The 15,606-nt window shown below is 70.4% G+C and carries 16 protein-coding genes; 14 read left to right on the top strand and 2 right to left on the bottom strand.

The annotated features are described in order from the left end of the window. Position 1 precedes the first annotated feature (1 nt). The 8 genes from fmt to AC1D01_RS04890 all read left to right on the top strand — a co-directional run bounded on the left by fmt (position 2) and on the right by AC1D01_RS04890 (position 7,665). Positions 2 to 904: a methionyl-tRNA formyltransferase gene (gene fmt, locus AC1D01_RS04855; protein WP_477864946.1), complete on the top strand. Its 903-nt coding sequence runs from the start codon at positions 2 to 4 to the stop codon at positions 902 to 904. A gap of 54 nt (positions 905 to 958) precedes the next feature. Beyond that, positions 959 to 1,804 carry a zinc metalloprotease HtpX gene (gene htpX, locus AC1D01_RS04860; protein WP_465110648.1) on the top strand — a complete coding sequence of 282 codons (846 nt, stop codon included), beginning with the start codon at positions 959 to 961 and terminating at the stop codon, positions 1,802 to 1,804. Between the two features lie 115 nt (positions 1,805 to 1,919). Then, the gene (locus AC1D01_RS04865; protein WP_477864947.1) at positions 1,920 to 2,360 is read left to right on the top strand and encodes a hypothetical protein; all 441 of its coding nucleotides are present in this window, start codon (positions 1,920 to 1,922) and stop codon (positions 2,358 to 2,360) included. A gap of 35 nt (positions 2,361 to 2,395) precedes the next feature. Next, entirely contained in the window at positions 2,396 to 3,160 is a 765-nt protein-coding gene (locus tag AC1D01_RS04870) for an AzlC family ABC transporter permease (protein ID WP_477864948.1), read from the top strand. Between the two features lie 85 nt (positions 3,161 to 3,245). Further along, positions 3,246 to 3,575: an AzlD domain-containing protein gene (locus AC1D01_RS04875; protein ID WP_477864949.1), complete on the top strand. Its 330-nt coding sequence runs from the start codon at positions 3,246 to 3,248 to the stop codon at positions 3,573 to 3,575. 95 nt (positions 3,576 to 3,670) lie between these two features. Next, entirely contained in the window at positions 3,671 to 4,876 is a 1,206-nt protein-coding gene (locus AC1D01_RS04880) for a phosphoglycerate kinase (protein WP_477864950.1), read from the top strand. An 82-nt stretch (positions 4,877 to 4,958) separates the two neighbouring features. After that, on the top strand, positions 4,959 to 6,389 hold the full coding sequence (gene pyk / locus AC1D01_RS04885; RefSeq protein ID WP_477864951.1) for a pyruvate kinase: 1,431 nt from the start codon (positions 4,959 to 4,961) through the stop codon (positions 6,387 to 6,389). Between the two features lie 70 nt (positions 6,390 to 6,459). Then, entirely contained in the window at positions 6,460 to 7,665 is a 1,206-nt protein-coding gene (locus AC1D01_RS04890; RefSeq protein ID WP_477864952.1) for a threonine ammonia-lyase, read from the top strand. A 55-nt stretch (positions 7,666 to 7,720) separates the two neighbouring features. On the opposite strand, the gene AC1D01_RS04895 is transcribed toward AC1D01_RS04890, so the two are convergent. Beyond that, a complete protein-coding gene (locus AC1D01_RS04895; protein ID WP_477864953.1) occupies positions 7,721 to 8,737 on the bottom strand; it encodes an ATP-binding protein in 1,017 nt (338 codons plus the stop codon). Between the two features lie 255 nt (positions 8,738 to 8,992). On the opposite strand from AC1D01_RS04895, the gene fba reads away from it, so the two are divergent. The 3 genes from fba (at position 8,993) to AC1D01_RS04910 (ending at position 12,164) form a co-directional block, all read left to right on the top strand. Beyond that, the gene (gene fba / locus AC1D01_RS04900) at positions 8,993 to 10,057 is read left to right on the top strand and encodes a class II fructose-bisphosphate aldolase (RefSeq protein ID WP_477864954.1); all 1,065 of its coding nucleotides are present in this window, start codon (positions 8,993 to 8,995) and stop codon (positions 10,055 to 10,057) included. Positions 10,058 to 10,158: 101 nt separating this feature from the next. Beyond that, entirely contained in the window at positions 10,159 to 11,064 is a 906-nt protein-coding gene (locus AC1D01_RS04905; RefSeq protein ID WP_477864955.1) for a phosphoribosylaminoimidazolesuccinocarboxamide synthase, read from the top strand. Positions 11,065 to 11,069: 5 nt separating this feature from the next. Then, positions 11,070 to 12,164: a tetratricopeptide repeat protein gene (locus tag AC1D01_RS04910; RefSeq protein ID WP_477864956.1), complete on the top strand. Its 1,095-nt coding sequence runs from the start codon at positions 11,070 to 11,072 to the stop codon at positions 12,162 to 12,164. A 60-nt stretch (positions 12,165 to 12,224) separates the two neighbouring features. Here the strand turns inward: AC1D01_RS04910 and AC1D01_RS04915 are convergent, their stop codons facing one another. After that, positions 12,225 to 13,163, bottom strand: coding sequence for a tetratricopeptide repeat protein (locus tag AC1D01_RS04915; RefSeq protein ID WP_477864957.1), 939 nt, complete (start codon positions 13,161 to 13,163; stop codon positions 12,225 to 12,227). 128 nt (positions 13,164 to 13,291) lie between these two features. On the opposite strand from AC1D01_RS04915, the gene purE reads away from it, so the two are divergent. The 3 genes from purE to AC1D01_RS04930 form a co-directional block, all read left to right on the top strand. Continuing rightward, positions 13,292 to 13,756 carry a 5-(carboxyamino)imidazole ribonucleotide mutase gene (gene purE / locus AC1D01_RS04920; RefSeq protein ID WP_477864960.1) on the top strand — a complete coding sequence of 155 codons (465 nt, stop codon included), beginning with the start codon at positions 13,292 to 13,294 and terminating at the stop codon, positions 13,754 to 13,756. After that, positions 13,753 to 14,919 (top strand): 5-(carboxyamino)imidazole ribonucleotide synthase, encoded by a 1,167-nt coding sequence (locus AC1D01_RS04925; protein ID WP_477864958.1) that lies wholly within the window; start codon positions 13,753 to 13,755, stop codon positions 14,917 to 14,919. The genes purE and AC1D01_RS04925 overlap by 4 nt, the downstream gene beginning before the upstream one ends. 22 nt (positions 14,920 to 14,941) lie before the next feature. Beyond that, positions 14,942 to 15,606 (top strand): L-threonylcarbamoyladenylate synthase (locus AC1D01_RS04930; RefSeq protein ID WP_477864959.1); only part of this gene is annotated, 665 nt, incomplete at its 3' end.

A 15,606-nucleotide genomic window follows, 5' to 3' on the forward strand; every position in this document is an offset into this window, starting at 1 on the left:
CCTGCATGCGGCCCGCTTCGAGATCCCGCTGGTGCTGACCCAGCCGGATCGCCCGGCCGGCCGCGGCATGAAGCTGCAGCCGTCGCCGGTGAAGGCATTCGCTGAAAGCCACGGCATCGCGGTCGCGCAGCCGCGCAGCCTGCGCCTGGACGGCAAGTACCCCGACGATGCCGCCGCGGCCCGCAGCGCGCTGCTGGCGGCCCGCCCCGACGTGATGGTCGTGGCCGCCTACGGGTTGATCCTGCCGCAGTGGGTGCTCGACCTGCCGGTGCGCGGCTGCCTGAACATCCATGCCTCGCTGCTGCCGCGCTGGCGCGGTGCCGCGCCGATCCACCGCGCGATCGAGGCCGGCGACACACAGACCGGCATCACGATCATGCAGATGGATGCAGGTCTCGACACCGGCGACATGCTGTTGATCGAGACCCTGCCGATCCGGCCGGCCGACACCACCGCCAGCCTGCACGACCGGCTGGCGCCGCTCGGCGGCCGGCTGATCGTCGAGGCGCTCGAGCTGGCCGCCTGCGGCGGCATGCCGCGCACGCCGCAACCGGCCGAGGGCGTGACCTACGCGCACAAGATCGACAAGGCGGAGGCCGCGGTCGACTGGACGCTTTCCGCCGATCTGATCGAGCGCCGGCTGCGCGCCTTCGATCCGTTCCCCGGCGCCACCGGGTTGCTGGAGGGCGAAACGGTGAAGCTGTGGCGCGGCGAAGTCCGCACCGGCAGCGGCGCGCCCGGCACCGTGCTGTCCAGCGGCCCCGAAGGCCTCGAGGTCGCCTGCGGCAGCGGATCGCTGCGGCTGACCGAGCTGCAACGCCCCGGCGGCAAGCGGCTGGCGGCTGGCGCCTGGCTGCAGTCGCGCCCGGTCGCGCCGGGCAGCGCTTTCGGCCGCACCGATTGAACTTGAAGCACGGGACCTCATCTGAGGCCCTGTAGCCAGAGAAAGGGCCTCTCCATGTTCAACCTGTTGAAGACTGCGGTGCTGATGGCTGCCATCACGGCGCTGTTCATGGCCATCGGCGCGATGATCGGCGGCCGCGCCGGCATGATGGTCGCGCTGCTCGTCGCCGTCGGCATGAACTTCTTCAGCTACTGGTTCTCCGACAAGATGGTGCTGCGCATGTACAACGCGCAGGAGGTCGACGAGACCTCGGCACCGCAGTTCTATCGCATGGTGCGCGAACTCGCGCAGCGCGCGCAACTGCCGATGCCGCGCGTCTACCTGATCAATGAAGACGCGCCGAACGCCTTCGCGACCGGCCGCAACCCGGAGCACGCGGCGGTGGCCGCCACCACCGGCATCCTGCGCGTGCTCAGCGAGCGCGAGCTGCGCGGCGTGATGGCCCATGAACTGGCGCACGTGCGGCACCGCGACATCCTGATCAGCACGGTCAGCGCGACGATGGCCGGTGCCATCTCGATGCTCGCGAACTTCGCGATGTTCTTCGGCGGCCGCGACAGCGAGGGCCGGCCGCACAACCCGATCGTCGGCCTGCTGGTGATGCTGCTCGCGCCGCTGGCGGCCAGCCTGATCCAGATGGCGATCAGCCGTGCCCGCGAGTTCGAGGCCGACCGCGGCGGCGCCGAGATCTCCGGCGATCCGCAGGCACTGGCCAGCGCGCTGCAGAAGATCCACCGCTACGCGCAAGGGATGCCGATGGAAGCCGCCGAGCGCCATCCGGAGACGGCGCAGATGATGATCATGAACCCGCTGTCCGGCGGCGGGCTGCGCGGCCTCTTCTCGACCCACCCGTCGACCGAAGAGCGCGTCGCCCGCCTGATGGCCATGCGCCCGGCCTGAGCCGCTCCTGCAAAGCCCCGAACTGGCCCCTCTTCGAGGGGCTTTTTCACGCCTGCCCCGCTCGCGAACCGGCGGACACTGCAACCACAGACCCGTCCCCGGACCACCGCCCGCCATGCCACGCCACCTGATCACCGCGTTCCTGCTCTGCGCCGCCGCCCTCGCCGGCTGCGACATGCTGGGAGTCGACTCGGCCGAGAAGCTGGCCGCGGCCCGCGAGGCCGACGGCCGCGCGATCGGCGGCGCCTGCCGCCACGCCAACCGGGCCATCGAGGATTGCTACGCGCTCAACAAGAAGGCCGACAAGGCCTCGGTGTTCGCCGGCTGGCGCGACATGAACGACTACATGCGCGAGAACAAGATCGAGCCGGTGGTGCCGCAGCTGGCAGGCGGCGCCAAGTCGGGTGAATCCAGGGCCGAGCCCAAGGCCGACGTCCGCGCCGACGCGAAGCCCGAGGCCAAGCTCGCCCCCGAAGGCGATGCCCCAGCCGAAGCGGCCGAGAAGCGGCCGGCCAAGACGCCGGGCGCCAAGGCGACCCGCCACAACGACACCTGACAGCGGGATAACCCGCATGCGGTGACAATGCCCGCATGAGTTCCCCGCTGCGCGCCCTCGTCCGCCACCCCCAGTTCGCCACCGGCATGCGCGAGATGTCCGGCGTCAGCCTGGGCATCGCCGCCTGGGGCCTGGTGACCGGCGTCGCGATGGTGAAGGCGGGTCTCTCGATCCCGCTGTCGCTGCTGATGACCTTCACGGTGTTCGCCGGCAGCGCACAGCTGGCGGCCATCCCGCTGATGGGTGCCGGCTCGCCGACCTGGGTGATCTGGGCCACCGCGCTGTGCGTGAACCTGCGTTTCGTGATCTTCAGCGCCCACTGGCGGCCGTTCTTCATGCGCTTCCCGCGCGGCCAGCGGATGCTGCTCGGCTACCTGACCGCCGACCTGAACTACGTGCTCTTCATGAAGAAGTTCAAGGAACCGCGCGACGACGAAGGCCAGATCGAGTACTTCCTCGGCAGCAGCTTCATGAGCTGGCTGGCCTGGCAGGTGCCGTCGGTGCTCGGCATCGTGCTGGCCGACGTGGTGCCGACGCACTGGGGCCTCGGTTTCGCCGGCGTGCTGGCGCTGCTCGGGCTGGGCTACGCGCTGCTGTCCGACAAGGCGACCAGCTTCGCGGCGGTGGTGGCCGGCGCTGCCGCCGTCGCGGCCTTCGCGCTGCCGTACCGGCTGAACATGGTGGTCGCGATCRCCGCCGCGGTGTGCATCGGGCTGATGATCGACGGCGGCGGCGATGCCGGGCGGCGCGTGCTCGCGTCGCTGATGCGCACCAAGCCGCGCGACCGGGTGGCGTCATGAGGCGGGCCGAGCGCCGGGCCGCTCCCAAGCCGGCCCGCATCCCCTCGGGGGATCGCTCGATGAACTCATTGAGCGAGGGGTCGTCATGAGCGATTGGGAATCCTTCATCACGATCATCGGCCTGACCCTGATCACCGTGGTCACCCGCTGCTTCTTCCTGATTCCCGAACGCGAGCTGCGCCTGCCCGGCTGGGTGCAGCGCGGCCTGCGCTTCGCCCCGCTCGCGGCGCTGGCGGCCGTCGTCGTGCCCGAGGTCGTGATGAGCCAGGGCCAGCTGATCAGCACCTGGCAGGACGCGCGCATCTACGCCGTGGTGGCCGCCACCGCGTGGTTCTTCTGGCGCCGCGGCATCCTCGGCACCATCGTCGTCGGCATGGCCGTGCTGGTGCCGCTGAAACTGCTGCTGGGCTGGTAGACGCCGCCCGGCTGGTGTCCAATGGATCTCGGAACCGCTTCGTAACTTTTGCGCCTGCGGCATCCCTAGAATTCCCCCTCTAACTTTGGCCGCCCATGAACGTTCTCCGTTTTGAAGACCTTGCAGCCCAAGGCAAAGCTGCAGGCCAGCGCGTGTTCATCCGTGCCGACCTGAACGTGCCGCTGGACGACACCGGCCGCATCACCGAAGACACCCGGATCCGCGCCTCGGTGCCCTGCATCGAGCTGGCCCTGAAGGCCGGTGCCGCGGTGATGGTGACCTCGCACCTGGGCCGCCCGACCGAGGGCGAGTTCAAGCCCGCGGATTCGCTGGCGCCGGTCGCCAAGCGCCTCTCCGAGCTGCTCGGCCGCGAGGTGCCGGTGATCGCGAACTGGGTGGGCGGCAACAGCAGCGGCGTGCAGGTCGCGCCCGGCCAGGTGGTGCTGCTCGAGAACTGCCGCGTCAACAAGGGCGAGAAGAAGAACAGCGAAGAGCTCTCGCGCAAGATGGCCGCGCTGTGCGACATCTTCGTGCACGACGCCTTCGGCACCGCGCACCGCGCCGAGGCCTCGACCTACGGCATCGCGCAGTTCGCGAAGATCGCCTGCGCCGGCCCGCTGCTGGCCGCCGAGATCGACGCGATCACGAAGGCGCTGGCCAACCCGAAGCGCCCGCTGGTGGCGATCGTCGCCGGCAGCAAGGTCAGCACCAAGCTGACGATCCTGCAGTCGCTCGCGAAGAACGTCGACCAGCTGATCGTCGGCGGCGGCATCGCCAACACCTTCCTGCTGGCCGCCGGGCTGCCGATCGGCAAGTCGCTGGTCGAGGCCGACCTGGTCGGCGAGGCCAAGGCGGTGATCGAGGCCATGAAGGCGCGCGGCGYCGCGGTGCCGATCCCGACCGACGTCGTCACCGCGAAGGCCTTCGCGGCCGACGCGCCGGCCACCGTGAAGGCGGCCTCGGCCGTCGAAGCCGATGACCTGATCCTCGACATCGGCCCGGAAACGTCCGCCCGTCTCGCTGCCCAGCTGAAGGCCGCCGGCACCATCGTCTGGAACGGCCCGGTCGGCGTGTTCGAGTTCGATGCGTTCGCGCACGGCACCGAGACGCTGGCGCGCGCGATCGCCGCCTCCGATGCGTTCAGCATCGCCGGCGGCGGCGACACGCTGGCCGCGATCGCGAAGTACGGCATCGAGAAGGATGTCGGCTACATCTCGACCGGCGGCGGCGCCTTCCTCGAAGTGCTGGAAGGCAAGACGCTGCCAGCTTTCGAGATCCTGCAGCGCCGTGCCCAAGCCTGACCGTACCGGCCGCGCGCCGGCCCACCCCGTGCCGGCACCCCTGATTGCAGCACCCACAACGACAAGACCGGAGACCTCCACCATGCCCCGCGCCACCAAGATCGTCGCCACCCTCGGCCCCGCTTCCAGTTCGCCGGAGGTGCTGGCTCAGATGATCCGCGCCGGCGTCGACGTGGTGCGGCTGAACTTCTCGCACGGCAAGGCCCAGGACCACATCGACCGCGCCGCCCTCGTGCGCGAGGTCGCCCGCGCCGCCGGCAAGGAAGTGGCCATCATGGCCGACCTGCAGGGCCCGAAGATCCGCGTCGGCAAGTTCGAGGGCGGCAAGACGATGCTCGAGCCGGGCCAGAAGTTCGTGCTCGACGCCAGCAGCACCGCGCTCGGCACCAACGAGCTGGTGAGCCTCGACTACAAGGAGCTGCCGCGCGACGTGAAGCCCGGCGACACGCTGCTGCTGAACGACGGACTGCTGAAGCTGACGGTCGACGCGGTGCGCGGCGACCAGGTGCACACCACCGTCGTGATCGGCGGCGAGCTGTCGAACAACAAGGGCATCAACAAGGCCGGCGGCGGCCTGACCGCCCCGGCGCTGACCGCCAAGGACATGGAGGACATCAAGACCGCGATGAGCTTCCAGTGCGAGTACCTGGCGGTGAGCTTCCCGAAGAACGCGACCGACATGGAGATGGCGCGCCAGCTGGCCAACGTGGCCGGCGAGCCGTGGCGCCACAAGCCGGCGCTGATCGCGAAGATCGAGCGCACCGAGGCGATCCCGGCACTCGAGAGCATCCTGCGCGCGAGCGACGGCATCATGGTCGCGCGCGGCGACCTCGCGGTCGAGGTCGGCAACGCCGCGGTGCCGGCGCTGCAGAAACGCATGATCAAGATGGCGCGCGAGATGGACCGCGTGGTCATCACCGCGACGCAGATGATGGAATCGATGATCGTCAACCCGGTGCCCACGCGCGCCGAGGTGAGCGACGTGGCCAATGCGGTGCTCGACGGCACCGACGCGGTGATGCTGAGCGCCGAGACGGCGGCCGGCAAGTACCCGGTCGAGACGGTGGAGATGATGTCCACGATCTGCATCGAGGCCGAGCGCGCCGAGGAGATCTCGCTGGACGCCGGCTTCACGAACAAGAAGTTCGGCCGCATCGACCAGTCGATCGCGATGGGCGCGCTGTTCACCGCCTACCACCTGGGCTGCAAGGCGATCCTCGCGCTGACCGAATCGGGCTCGACGTCGCTGTGGATGAGCCGCCACAAGATCCACGTGCCGATCTACGGCCTGACCTCGCAGGTGGTCACGCAGCGCAAGATGATGCTGTACCGCAACGTGCGCCCGCTGCTGATGCCGAACTTCAGCGACCGCGACGAGGCGTTGAAGCGCGCCGAGATGCTGCTGATCGAGAAGGGCGTGCTGAAGCCGGGCGACACCTACGCGATCACCTGCGGCGAGCCGATGGGCTACCCGGGCGGCACCAACATGCTGAAGGTCTGCCGCGTCGGCTGAACGACCCCCGTTCGCCCTGAGCTTGTCGAAGGGTGGGGCTGAGCTTGTCGAAGCCGGCCACAATCACTGCATGACCCTAGTCCTCGCTGACATCCGTGCCGCCGCCGAGCGGCTGCACGGCCAGGTGCTCGACACCCCCTGCGTGCCTTCGCGGACCCTCTCGGCCATCGCCGGCTGCGAGGTGTTCCTGAAGTTCGAGAACCTGCAGTTCACCGCCTCCTTCAAGGAGCGCGGCGCCCTCAACAAGATCGCCCAGCTGAGCGACATCGAGCGCGCGCGCGGCGTGCTCGCCGTCTCGGCCGGCAACCATGCGCAGGGCGTCGCGTACCACGCGCAGCGCCTGGGCATCCCCGCCACCATCGTGATGCCGCGCTTCGCGCCGGCGGTCAAGGTCGAGCGCACGCGCGGCTTCGGCGCCACCGTGGTGCTCGAAGGCGACACCTTCGACGATGCGCGCGCGCACGGCCTGCGCCTCGCACAGGAGCGCGGCCTGACGCTGGTGCACCCCTACGACGACCTCGACGTGGCCGCCGGCCAGGGCACGATCGCGCTCGAGATGCTGGCGCAGCAGCCGGCCCTCGACACGCTGGTGGTGGCGATCGGCGGCGGCGGCATGATCGGCGGCATCGCGAGCGCCGCCAAGGCGCTGAAGCCGGGCATCCAGGTGATCGGCGTGCAGACCGAGCGCTTCCCGGCCGTCTGGAACGTCGTGCACAACCAGCAGCGCGAGAGCGCGCAGGCGACGATCGCCGACGGCATCGGCGTCAAGGTACCCGGGGTGCTGACCGTGCCGCTGATCCAGCAGCATGTCGACGACGTGCTGCTGGTCGGCGAGGACGACATCGAGCAGGCGATCCTGATGCTGCTGGAGATCGAGAAGACGGTGGTCGAGGGCGCCGGCGCCGTCGGCCTCGCGGCGCTGATGAAGCACCGCGCGCGCTTCGCCGGGCGCAAGGTCGGGCTGATCCTCTCCGGCGGCAACATCGAGCCGCTGGTGCTGGGCGAGATCATCCAGCGCGGCATGGTGAAGTCGGGCCGGCTGGCGCGCCTGCGCATGGATGTGCGCGACGTGCCCGGTGCATTGGCCGACGTGGCGACGCTGCTCGGCAAGCTGGGCGCCAACATCGACGAGGTGCAGCACCAGCGGGCGTTCAGCTCGCTGTCGGTGGAGCGCGCGGAGATCGAGGTGGTGGTGCACACGCGCGGCGTGGCCCACATCGAGGAGATCCTGGCCGCGATGCGGGCGCAGGGTTACAGAGCGGAACGCATCGGGTAGCCCGGATGCCAATCCGGGTGGGTGGTGCCGACGCGATCCCGGATTGGCATCCGGGCTACGGGCGGATGCTGGCGACCATGGCCGCCACCGCGGGCAGCATGTTGATCGGCACCAGGTCCAGGCCTTGCTGCTCGTTCGCCAGCACGCGGAACAGTTCGTCCGCAAAGCTGTGCCCGACGCTCGTCACGCCGCTGAAATCGACCTCCGCGCGGCGGAACTGGTTCAGGCGTGCGCCGACGCGGCGCGCCTGCGCACGCGACTCCAGGCCCGACTGCGTCGTCGTCAGCAGCCGCAGCGGCACCACAGTGCGCTCGAAGTCGTAGCCGGCGCCGTCGGCGCTGTGCGCCTGCAGCACCTGCTCCAGCGTGCGCGTGCTGTCCAGCGCGAACGCCACGTAGATGGACGTGCCCTGGTGCTTCAGCGGCTTGCCTTCGCGCCAGCGGCCGGCCTCCCAGCCGCGGTGCTGGAACGCCGATTCGTTGGCATGCAGGTCGAACACGTCGGCCAGCTTCGAGGTGAAGAACAGCCCGCGGCCGCAATGGCGGTCCGGCGCGCTGGTCAGCTTGCCCTTGCTGAGCTCGAGCATCGCGAGATGCGGCTCGTCGAGCGCGAAGGATTCGTTGATCTTGTCGAACAGGCCGCGGCCGTCGTCCGACACCAGCAGCTGCGCATGGCTGCCGGTCTGACGCATCGACACCGTGACGCTCTGCCCGGCGCTGTGGTCGATCGCGTTGTTCAGCAGTTCGGTGAAGGCGTGGTGCACCATGCGGCGCACGGCATCCGGCAGCGTGAAGAACGGCGAGAAGTCGCGCGACCACGGCAGGTCCTCGCCGAGGCCGTGCAGCGGGTAGCGCTGCACCACCTGGCGCATCGTGCCCGGCCGGTACAGCGGCCGCGAGGCGCTGCCCTCGCGCACCAGCCACGCCATCTCGGCCAGCCGGCGCAGCGCCTTGTTGGCGGTGGCGCGCGAGACGCCGGTGCGCTCGGCCACCTGCGCCGCGAGATCCTGCGGTTGTTGATGGGCCGCCGCGGTGATCCACAGCGTGAGTGCATTCAGGTCGAGTCGGGCCATGACGGGTTTCCCTCCAGCGGGACGGTCGGATGTTGCAATCAGTGTCCCGCGCCCGCCGCACGACTTGAGCGGGAAAAGCGGCTGGAAGACCGGCCATTTCCGGTGCATGCTGGGGGCCGGCCCGCCGCCCCCCCGCGCTCGGGGGAGGCCATCGCCGGCACGGGGTTTTCCCGTGGAGGGGCTCAGTACAATGCCGCGAGTTACAGCGCGGTTTCATGCCGGCTGAAGGGTTTCTTCACTTCCAGGGACATCGCCATGCCACTCGTTTCGATGCGTCAGCTGCTGGACCATGCCGCCGAGAACGGCTACGGAATTCCGGCCTTCAACGTCAACAACCTCGAGCAGGTGCAGGCCGTGATGAGCGCCGCCGACGAGGTCGGCGCCCCGGTCATCCTGCAGGCCAGCGCCGGCGCCCGCAAATATGCCGGCGAGCCGTTCATCAAGCACCTGATCCTCGCCGCGGTCGAAAGTTACCCCCGGGTTCCGTTGGTGATGCACCAGGACCACGGCCAGAACCCGGATGTCTGCCAGGGCGCCATCAACCTGGGCTTCAGCTCGGTGATGATGGACGGCTCGCTGCAGGCCGACGGCAAGACCATCGCCAGCTACGACTACAACGTCGACGTGACGCGCAAGGTGGTCGACATCGCGCACCGGGTCGGCGTCACGGTCGAAGGCGAACTGGGCGTGCTCGGCTCGCTCGAGACGATGAAGGGCGACAAGGAAGACGGCCACGGCACCGACGCGACGATGACGATGGACCAGCTGCTGACCGACCCGGAGCAGGCCGCCGACTTCGTCAAGCGCACGCAGCTCGACGCGCTGGCGATCGCGATCGGCACCAGCCACGGCGCCTACAAGTTCACCCGCAAGCCCACCGGCGACATCCTCGCGATCAGCCGCATCAAGGAAATCCACGCCCGCATCCCGAACACCCATCTGGTGATGCACGGCAGCTCGAGCGTGCCGCAGGAGCTGCTGGCCGCGATCCGCGAGTTCGGCGGCGACATGAAGGAAACCTATGGCGTGCCGGTCAGCGAGATCCAGGAAGCCATCAAGCACGGCGTGCGCAAGATCAACATCGACACCGACATCCGCCTGGCAATGACGGCGGCGATCCGCAAGTTCTTCGTGCAGAACCCGGAAAAGTTCGACCCGCGCGAGTACCTGAAGCCGGCGCGCGAGGCCGCCAAGGCGATCTGCAAGCAGCGCTACCTGGAGTTCGGCTGCGAAGGCCAGTCCGGCAAGATCAAGGCGCAGAGCCTGGCGCAGGTGGCGCAGCGGTATGCCAAGGGTGAGCTGGCGCAGATGGTGGTCTGAAACCCGCATCCTCACTGTTGATGAAGCCCGGCCATGCCGGGCTTCGTCGTTCGTGGCTCACTACAATCCGGCGCTGTCCTGCCCCTGCGCCGAAAGAGCCCATGAACGCCGTGCTGAACTCCACCCTCACCTCCCTGCCCCTGCTCGCGCGCGGCAAGGTCCGCGACAACTACGCGGTGGGCACGGACCGCATCCTGATGCTGGCGAGCGACCGGCTCAGCGCCTTCGACGTGATCATGGGCGAGCCGATCCCCGGCAAGGGCGAGCTGCTGACGCAGATGGCGCTGTTCTGGTTCGCCCACCTCGAGGGCATCATCCCGAACCACCTGACCGGCGACGACCCCGAGAGCGTCGTCACCGCCGCCGAGCGCGCACAGGTGCGCGGCCGCTCGATGCTCGTCAAGCGCCTGAAGCCACTGCCCGTCGAGGCCGTCGTGCGCGGCTACCTGGCCGGCAGCGGCTGGAGCGAGTACCAGCAGAGCCAGTCGGTGTGCGGCGTCGCGCTGCCGGCCGGGCTGAAGAACGCGAGCCCGCTGCCGGCACCGATCTTCACGCCTGCCACCAAGGCCGAGATGGGCGACCACGACGAGAACATCTCGTTCGACCGGATGGCGCAGATCGTCGGTGCCGAGCTGGCCACCCGCGTGCGCGACACCGCGATCCAGCTCTACACCCGCGCCGCCGCGATCGCCCTGAAGAAGGGCATCATCATCGCCGACACCAAGTTCGAGTTCGGGCTCGACAGCGACGGCACGCTGACGCTGATGGACGAGGTGCTGACGCCCGATTCGTCGCGCTTCTGGCCGGTCGAGGGCTACGACGCCGCCTTCCGCGAAGGCCGCAACCCGCCGAGCTACGACAAGCAGTTCGTGCGCGACTGGCTCGAGCAGGTCCGCATCGACGGCCAGCCCTGGCCGAAGCGCGCGCCGGCGCCATCCCTGYCGGCCGAGGTGGTCGAGAAGACCGCCGCCAAGTACCGCGAAGCCCTGCAACGCCTCACCTCCTGAGCGCCATGCAGTCCCGCCTGCTGAAGCAGCTCGACGCCGCCATCGATGCCGCCGGCAACCCGGTCAAGGCCGATTGCCTGCGCGCCGAACGCGCCTGTCTGATGGCGCGCCTCGGCCACTTCGACGACGCGCGCAAGGCGCTCACCGGCCTGCAGCAGCAGTACGCCGTGCAGCCGCACATGGCGCTGAGCGCGTGGATCAGCCTGGCCGAAGGGCTGATCGCGCACTACGGCAAGCTCGGCTCGGCCGAGGCGGTCGACAAGATCCACCGCGCCTACGCGATGAGCGGCGCCGCGCGCGAACCGGCATTGCATGCGCTGTGCTGCGCCTGGCTGGCCCACCTCGACTACGTGCGGCACGACTTCGCGTCGATGGCGCGGCGCGTCGCCGAGACACTGCAGCTCGCCGATGCGAAGCACCATGCGGCGCAGTCGCGCATCAGCCTGGTGATCGCGCAGACCTACCACTTCGCCGGCCGCTACGAGCGGGCCCAGCCCTGGTACGCGCTGACCCGCCAGCACGCCACGTCCGAGGGCGACGAGACGACGCTCGCGGCGCTGCTCGCCAACATGGCCTGGCTGAACGCCAGCCAGGCGCGCCAGAACGTGCTGAGCGGCCCCGGCGAGGCGCAGGCCACGCGGCAGGCGATGCTCGGCGCCGAGTCGTCGCAGAACTTCGATGCGCTGGTCGGCACCGCGGCGCTCGACGCGCTGGCGCCGGTCATGCGGGCGCAGCTGCTGTCGCTGCAGGGCCGGCACGCCGACGCCTTGCCGCTGTACGAGCAGCACCTCGACCATGCGCTGACGCAGGGCGCGGCCCACATGGCGAACTGGCTGCGTGCCGACCAGGGCTGGTGCCGCATCCAGCTGAAGCAGCTCGACCTGGYGCGCGAAGACGCGCAGGCCGCCGAGGCCGCGAACCGCGCCGACTGCGACCTGGACGACCGCGCCGCCACGCACAGCCGGCTGGCGCAGGTCTACGCGGCGCTCGGGCAGCATGAGGCTGCCAGGAAGCACTCGCAGCAGGCCGAGGCGGCCTGGAAGGCCTTCGCCGACGAGCAGGCGGAAGTGGTGCGCCTGCTCGAGGCAGCGCTTGCGTAGCCCGGATGCCAATCCGGGGGCTGTGCGTCACGAATCCCGGATTGGCATCCGGGCTACGGATCAGAACAGCGCCATGCTGAGCTTGCGGCGGTACTGGTCGATCACCGGATCGGCCGGCGCGGCATTGACTTTGCCCGTGACCTCCAGCGCGCCCTTTGGTGCCGCCACCTCCTGCTTCGGCGCCGGCTTGCTCATCAGCTCGAGGATGGCCACGTAGGTCTTGCGCGCCAGTTCGCCGTTCCAGGCCTTGTCGCGCATCACGATCTCGAGCAGCTCGTCCATCGCCTGCGTGAAGCGCTGCGCGGCGAAGTGGGTCTGGGCGAGTTCGAAGCGGGCGTCGAAATCGCGCTTGTTCGCAGTGATCGCCGCGGCCAGCGGCTCGGGGCCGCGCGCCGACGCGGCCTTCTCGCAGGCCGCCAGCCAGTGGCCGGCCGCGGCCAGCCGCGCGTCCAGCATCACCTTGCTCGCGACCGGGTCGAACGCGCGGCGCGCGTCGTCGACACGGCCGGCCGTCAGCAGCGCGCGCAGGTAGTCGTAGCGGGCCACGTCGTTGCCCGGGTCGATCGCCACCGCCTCCTGCAGGCGCTCCAGTGCGCTGTCGGCATCGCCCTCGGCCAGCAGCTCCTCGGCCGCGGCCAGGTCTTCGCCGGCCGCCGCTTCCTCGGCGCTCGGCACGTGCCGGTCGAGGAACTCGCGCACCTGCGCCTCGGGCAGCGCGCCGACGAAGCCGTCGACCGGCTGGCCGCCCTTGAACAGCACGCAGAACGGGATGCTGCGCACGCCGAACATCTGCGACAGCTGGGCGGAGATCTCGGGCTGCTCGTCGGCATTCAGCTTGGCCAGCTTGAAGCGGCCGGCGTAGGCGACCTCGATCTTCTCGAGCACCGGCGTCAGCGCCTTGCAGGGGCCGCACCAGGGGGCCCAGATGTCCAGCAGCACCGGCTGCTCGACCGAGGCGTTGATCAGGTCGGCTTCGAAGTTCTGAATCGTGATGTCCATCGTGTTCCGGCAATGGCAGGCGATGCTGCAGTGAGGTCGATCAGTCAGATGGGCMGCGCCGCCTACAATTCAAGGTTGTTCAGCCCTTGGAGCGAGCCGTGAGCAGCGCCCCCGTGGTTGGCGTGGTGATGGGTTCCAGCAGCGACTGGGAGACCCTGCGCCTCGCGACCGAGATTCTCGCCGAGTTCGGCGTGCCCTACGAGGCGCGCGTGGTCTCTGCCCACCGCATGCCCGACGACATGTTCGCCTACGCCGAAACGGCCGCGCCGCGCGGCCTGCGCGCGATCATCGCCGGCGCCGGCGGCGCCGCCCACCTGCCCGGCATGCTGGCCGCCAAGACCACCGTGCCGGTGCTGGGCGTGCCGGTCGCGAGCCGTCACCTGCAGGGCGTCGATTCGCTGCATTCCATCGTGCAGATGCCCAAGGGCATCCCGGTCGCGACCTTCGCGATCGGCGCGGCCGGCGCGGCCAATGCCGCGTTGTTCGCCGTCGCGATGCTGGCCTGCGAGCAGCCCGCGCTGCGCGCCCAGCTCGAGGCGTACCGCGCCCGCCAGACCGAGGTGGCCCGGGCGATGTCCTCCGAACTCAAATGACGCAGCGCTTCATCCCCCCCGGCCAGACCCTGGGCGTGATGGGCGGCGGCCAGCTCGGCCGCATGTTCGTGCATGCCGCGCAGCAGATGGGCTACGCCACCGCGGTGCTCGACCCCGACGCCGCCAGCCCGGCCGGCCTGGTCGCGCACCACCATGTGCGTGCCGACTACCTCGATTCGACCGGGCTCACGCAGCTGGCGGCCGTCAGCGCGGCCATCACCACCGAGTTCGAGAACGTGCCGGCCGCCGCGCTGCGCACGCTGGCCGCGATGCGGCCGGTCGCGCCGGCGGGCGATGCGGTCGCGGTCTGCCAGGACCGGGCGGCCGAGAAGGCGCACTTCGGCCGCTGCGGCGTGCCGTGCGCGCCGTTCGCGCTGATCGAGACGCGCCCCCAGCTCGACGCCGTCGACGCCGCGCTGCTGCCCGGCATCCTGAAGACCGCCCGCCTCGGCTACGACGGCAAGGGCCAGGTGCGGGTGGCCGACCGCGCCGCGCTCGCCGCCGCGTGGGACGCGCTGAAGCAGGTGCCCTGCGTGCTCGAGCAGATGCTGCCGCTGGCCTATGAGGTGAGCGTGATCGTCGCGCGCGGCGCCGACGGCGCGAGCGTGCATTTCCCGCTGCAGCAGAACCTGCACCGCGACGGCATCCTCGCGGTGACGCGCGTGCCCTCGCCCGACGTGACGCCCGACGTGCAGCAGCAGGCGATCGCGCATGCCGGGCGCATCGCCGCGACGCTCGGCTACGTCGGCGTGCTGTGCGTCGAGTTCTTCGTGCTGAAGGACGGCCGGCTGGTCGCCAACGAGATGGCGCYGCGCCCGCACAACTCCGGCCACTACACGCTCGACGCCTGCGACCAGTCGCAGTTCGACCTGCAGGTGCGCACGCTGGCCGGCGCGCCGCTGGCCGCGCCGCGGCTGCACTCGCCGGCGGTGATGCTGAACCTGCTGGGGGACCTGTGGTTCCGCGACGGCAGCGCCAACGAGATCGAGCCCGACTGGGCCGCGGTGCTGGCGCTGCCAGGCGTGCACCTGCACCTCTACGGCAAGGCCAGCGCCCGCCCGGGCCGCAAGATGGGCCACCTGACGGTCACCGCCGCGACGGCCGAGCTCGCCCACGCGGTCGCGCTGCAGGCGGCCGAGCACCTGGGCCTCGCGGCCTGGTGAGCGGCTGAGACGAGGACCTGCCGTGCTGCTCGACGCCCGCGATCCCGCCGCTGCCGCGGCCACCCAGGCCATCCACCAGGCCGGCCGTGCGCTGGCCGATGGCGAGCTGGTCGGCATGCCGACCGAGACGGTCTACGGCCTGGCCGCCCGCGCCGATGACGACGCGGCCGTCGCGAAGATCTTCGCCGCCAAGGGCCGGCCGGCCGACCACCCGCTGATCGTCCATGTGCCCGACGTCGGCTCGGCGCAGGTGTTCGCCGCCGACTGGCCGGCCGTCGCACAGCAGCTCGCGGCCCGCTTCTGGCCCGGCCCGCTGACGCTGATCGTGCCGCGCATGCCCGGCGTGGCCGGCGCGTCGGCCGGCGGCCAGGACAGCATCGGCCTGCGCTGCCCCTCGCACCCGGTCGCGCAGGCGCTGCTGCGCGAAGCCAAGGCGCTGGGCGTGCCGGGTGTCGCAGCGCCCAGCGCGAACCGCTTCGGCCGCATCAGCCCGACGCGCGCTGCGCACGTGGTCGAGGAGTTCGGCGACACGCTGCTGGTGCTCGACGGCGGCGACTGCGAGGTCGGCATCGAATCGAGCATCGTCGACTGCTCGCGCGGCCGCCCGGTGCTGCTGCGCCCCGGCGTGCTGACGCGCCGGCAGCTGGAGACCGCCGCCGGCCAGCCGCTGGCCGACCGCGACGACGC

The organism is Rhizobacter sp. P3_B12 (assembly GCF_056402895.1).

Bases quoted from the DNA above. Each gene is read 5' to 3' on its own strand.
- pyk (WP_477864951.1), top strand. From the start codon at position 4,959: ATGCCCCGCGCCACCAAGATCGTCGCCACCCTCGGCCCCGCTTCCAGT.
- AC1D01_RS04915 (WP_477864957.1), bottom strand. From the start codon at position 13,163: ATGGACATCACGATTCAGAACTTCGAAGCCGACCTGATCAACGCCTCG.
- AC1D01_RS04865 (WP_477864947.1), top strand. From the start codon at position 1,920: ATGCCACGCCACCTGATCACCGCGTTCCTGCTCTGCGCCGCCGCCCTC.
- purE (WP_477864960.1), top strand. From the start codon at position 13,292: ATGGGTTCCAGCAGCGACTGGGAGACCCTGCGCCTCGCGACCGAGATT.
- AC1D01_RS04890 (WP_477864952.1), top strand. From the start codon at position 6,460: ATGACCCTAGTCCTCGCTGACATCCGTGCCGCCGCCGAGCGGCTGCAC.
- AC1D01_RS04895 (WP_477864953.1), bottom strand. From the start codon at position 8,737: ATGGCCCGACTCGACCTGAATGCACTCACGCTGTGGATCACCGCGGCG.
- AC1D01_RS04875 (WP_477864949.1), top strand. From the start codon at position 3,246: ATGAGCGATTGGGAATCCTTCATCACGATCATCGGCCTGACCCTGATC.
- htpX (WP_465110648.1), top strand. From the start codon at position 959: ATGTTCAACCTGTTGAAGACTGCGGTGCTGATGGCTGCCATCACGGCG.
- fba (WP_477864954.1), top strand. From the start codon at position 8,993: ATGCCACTCGTTTCGATGCGTCAGCTGCTGGACCATGCCGCCGAGAAC.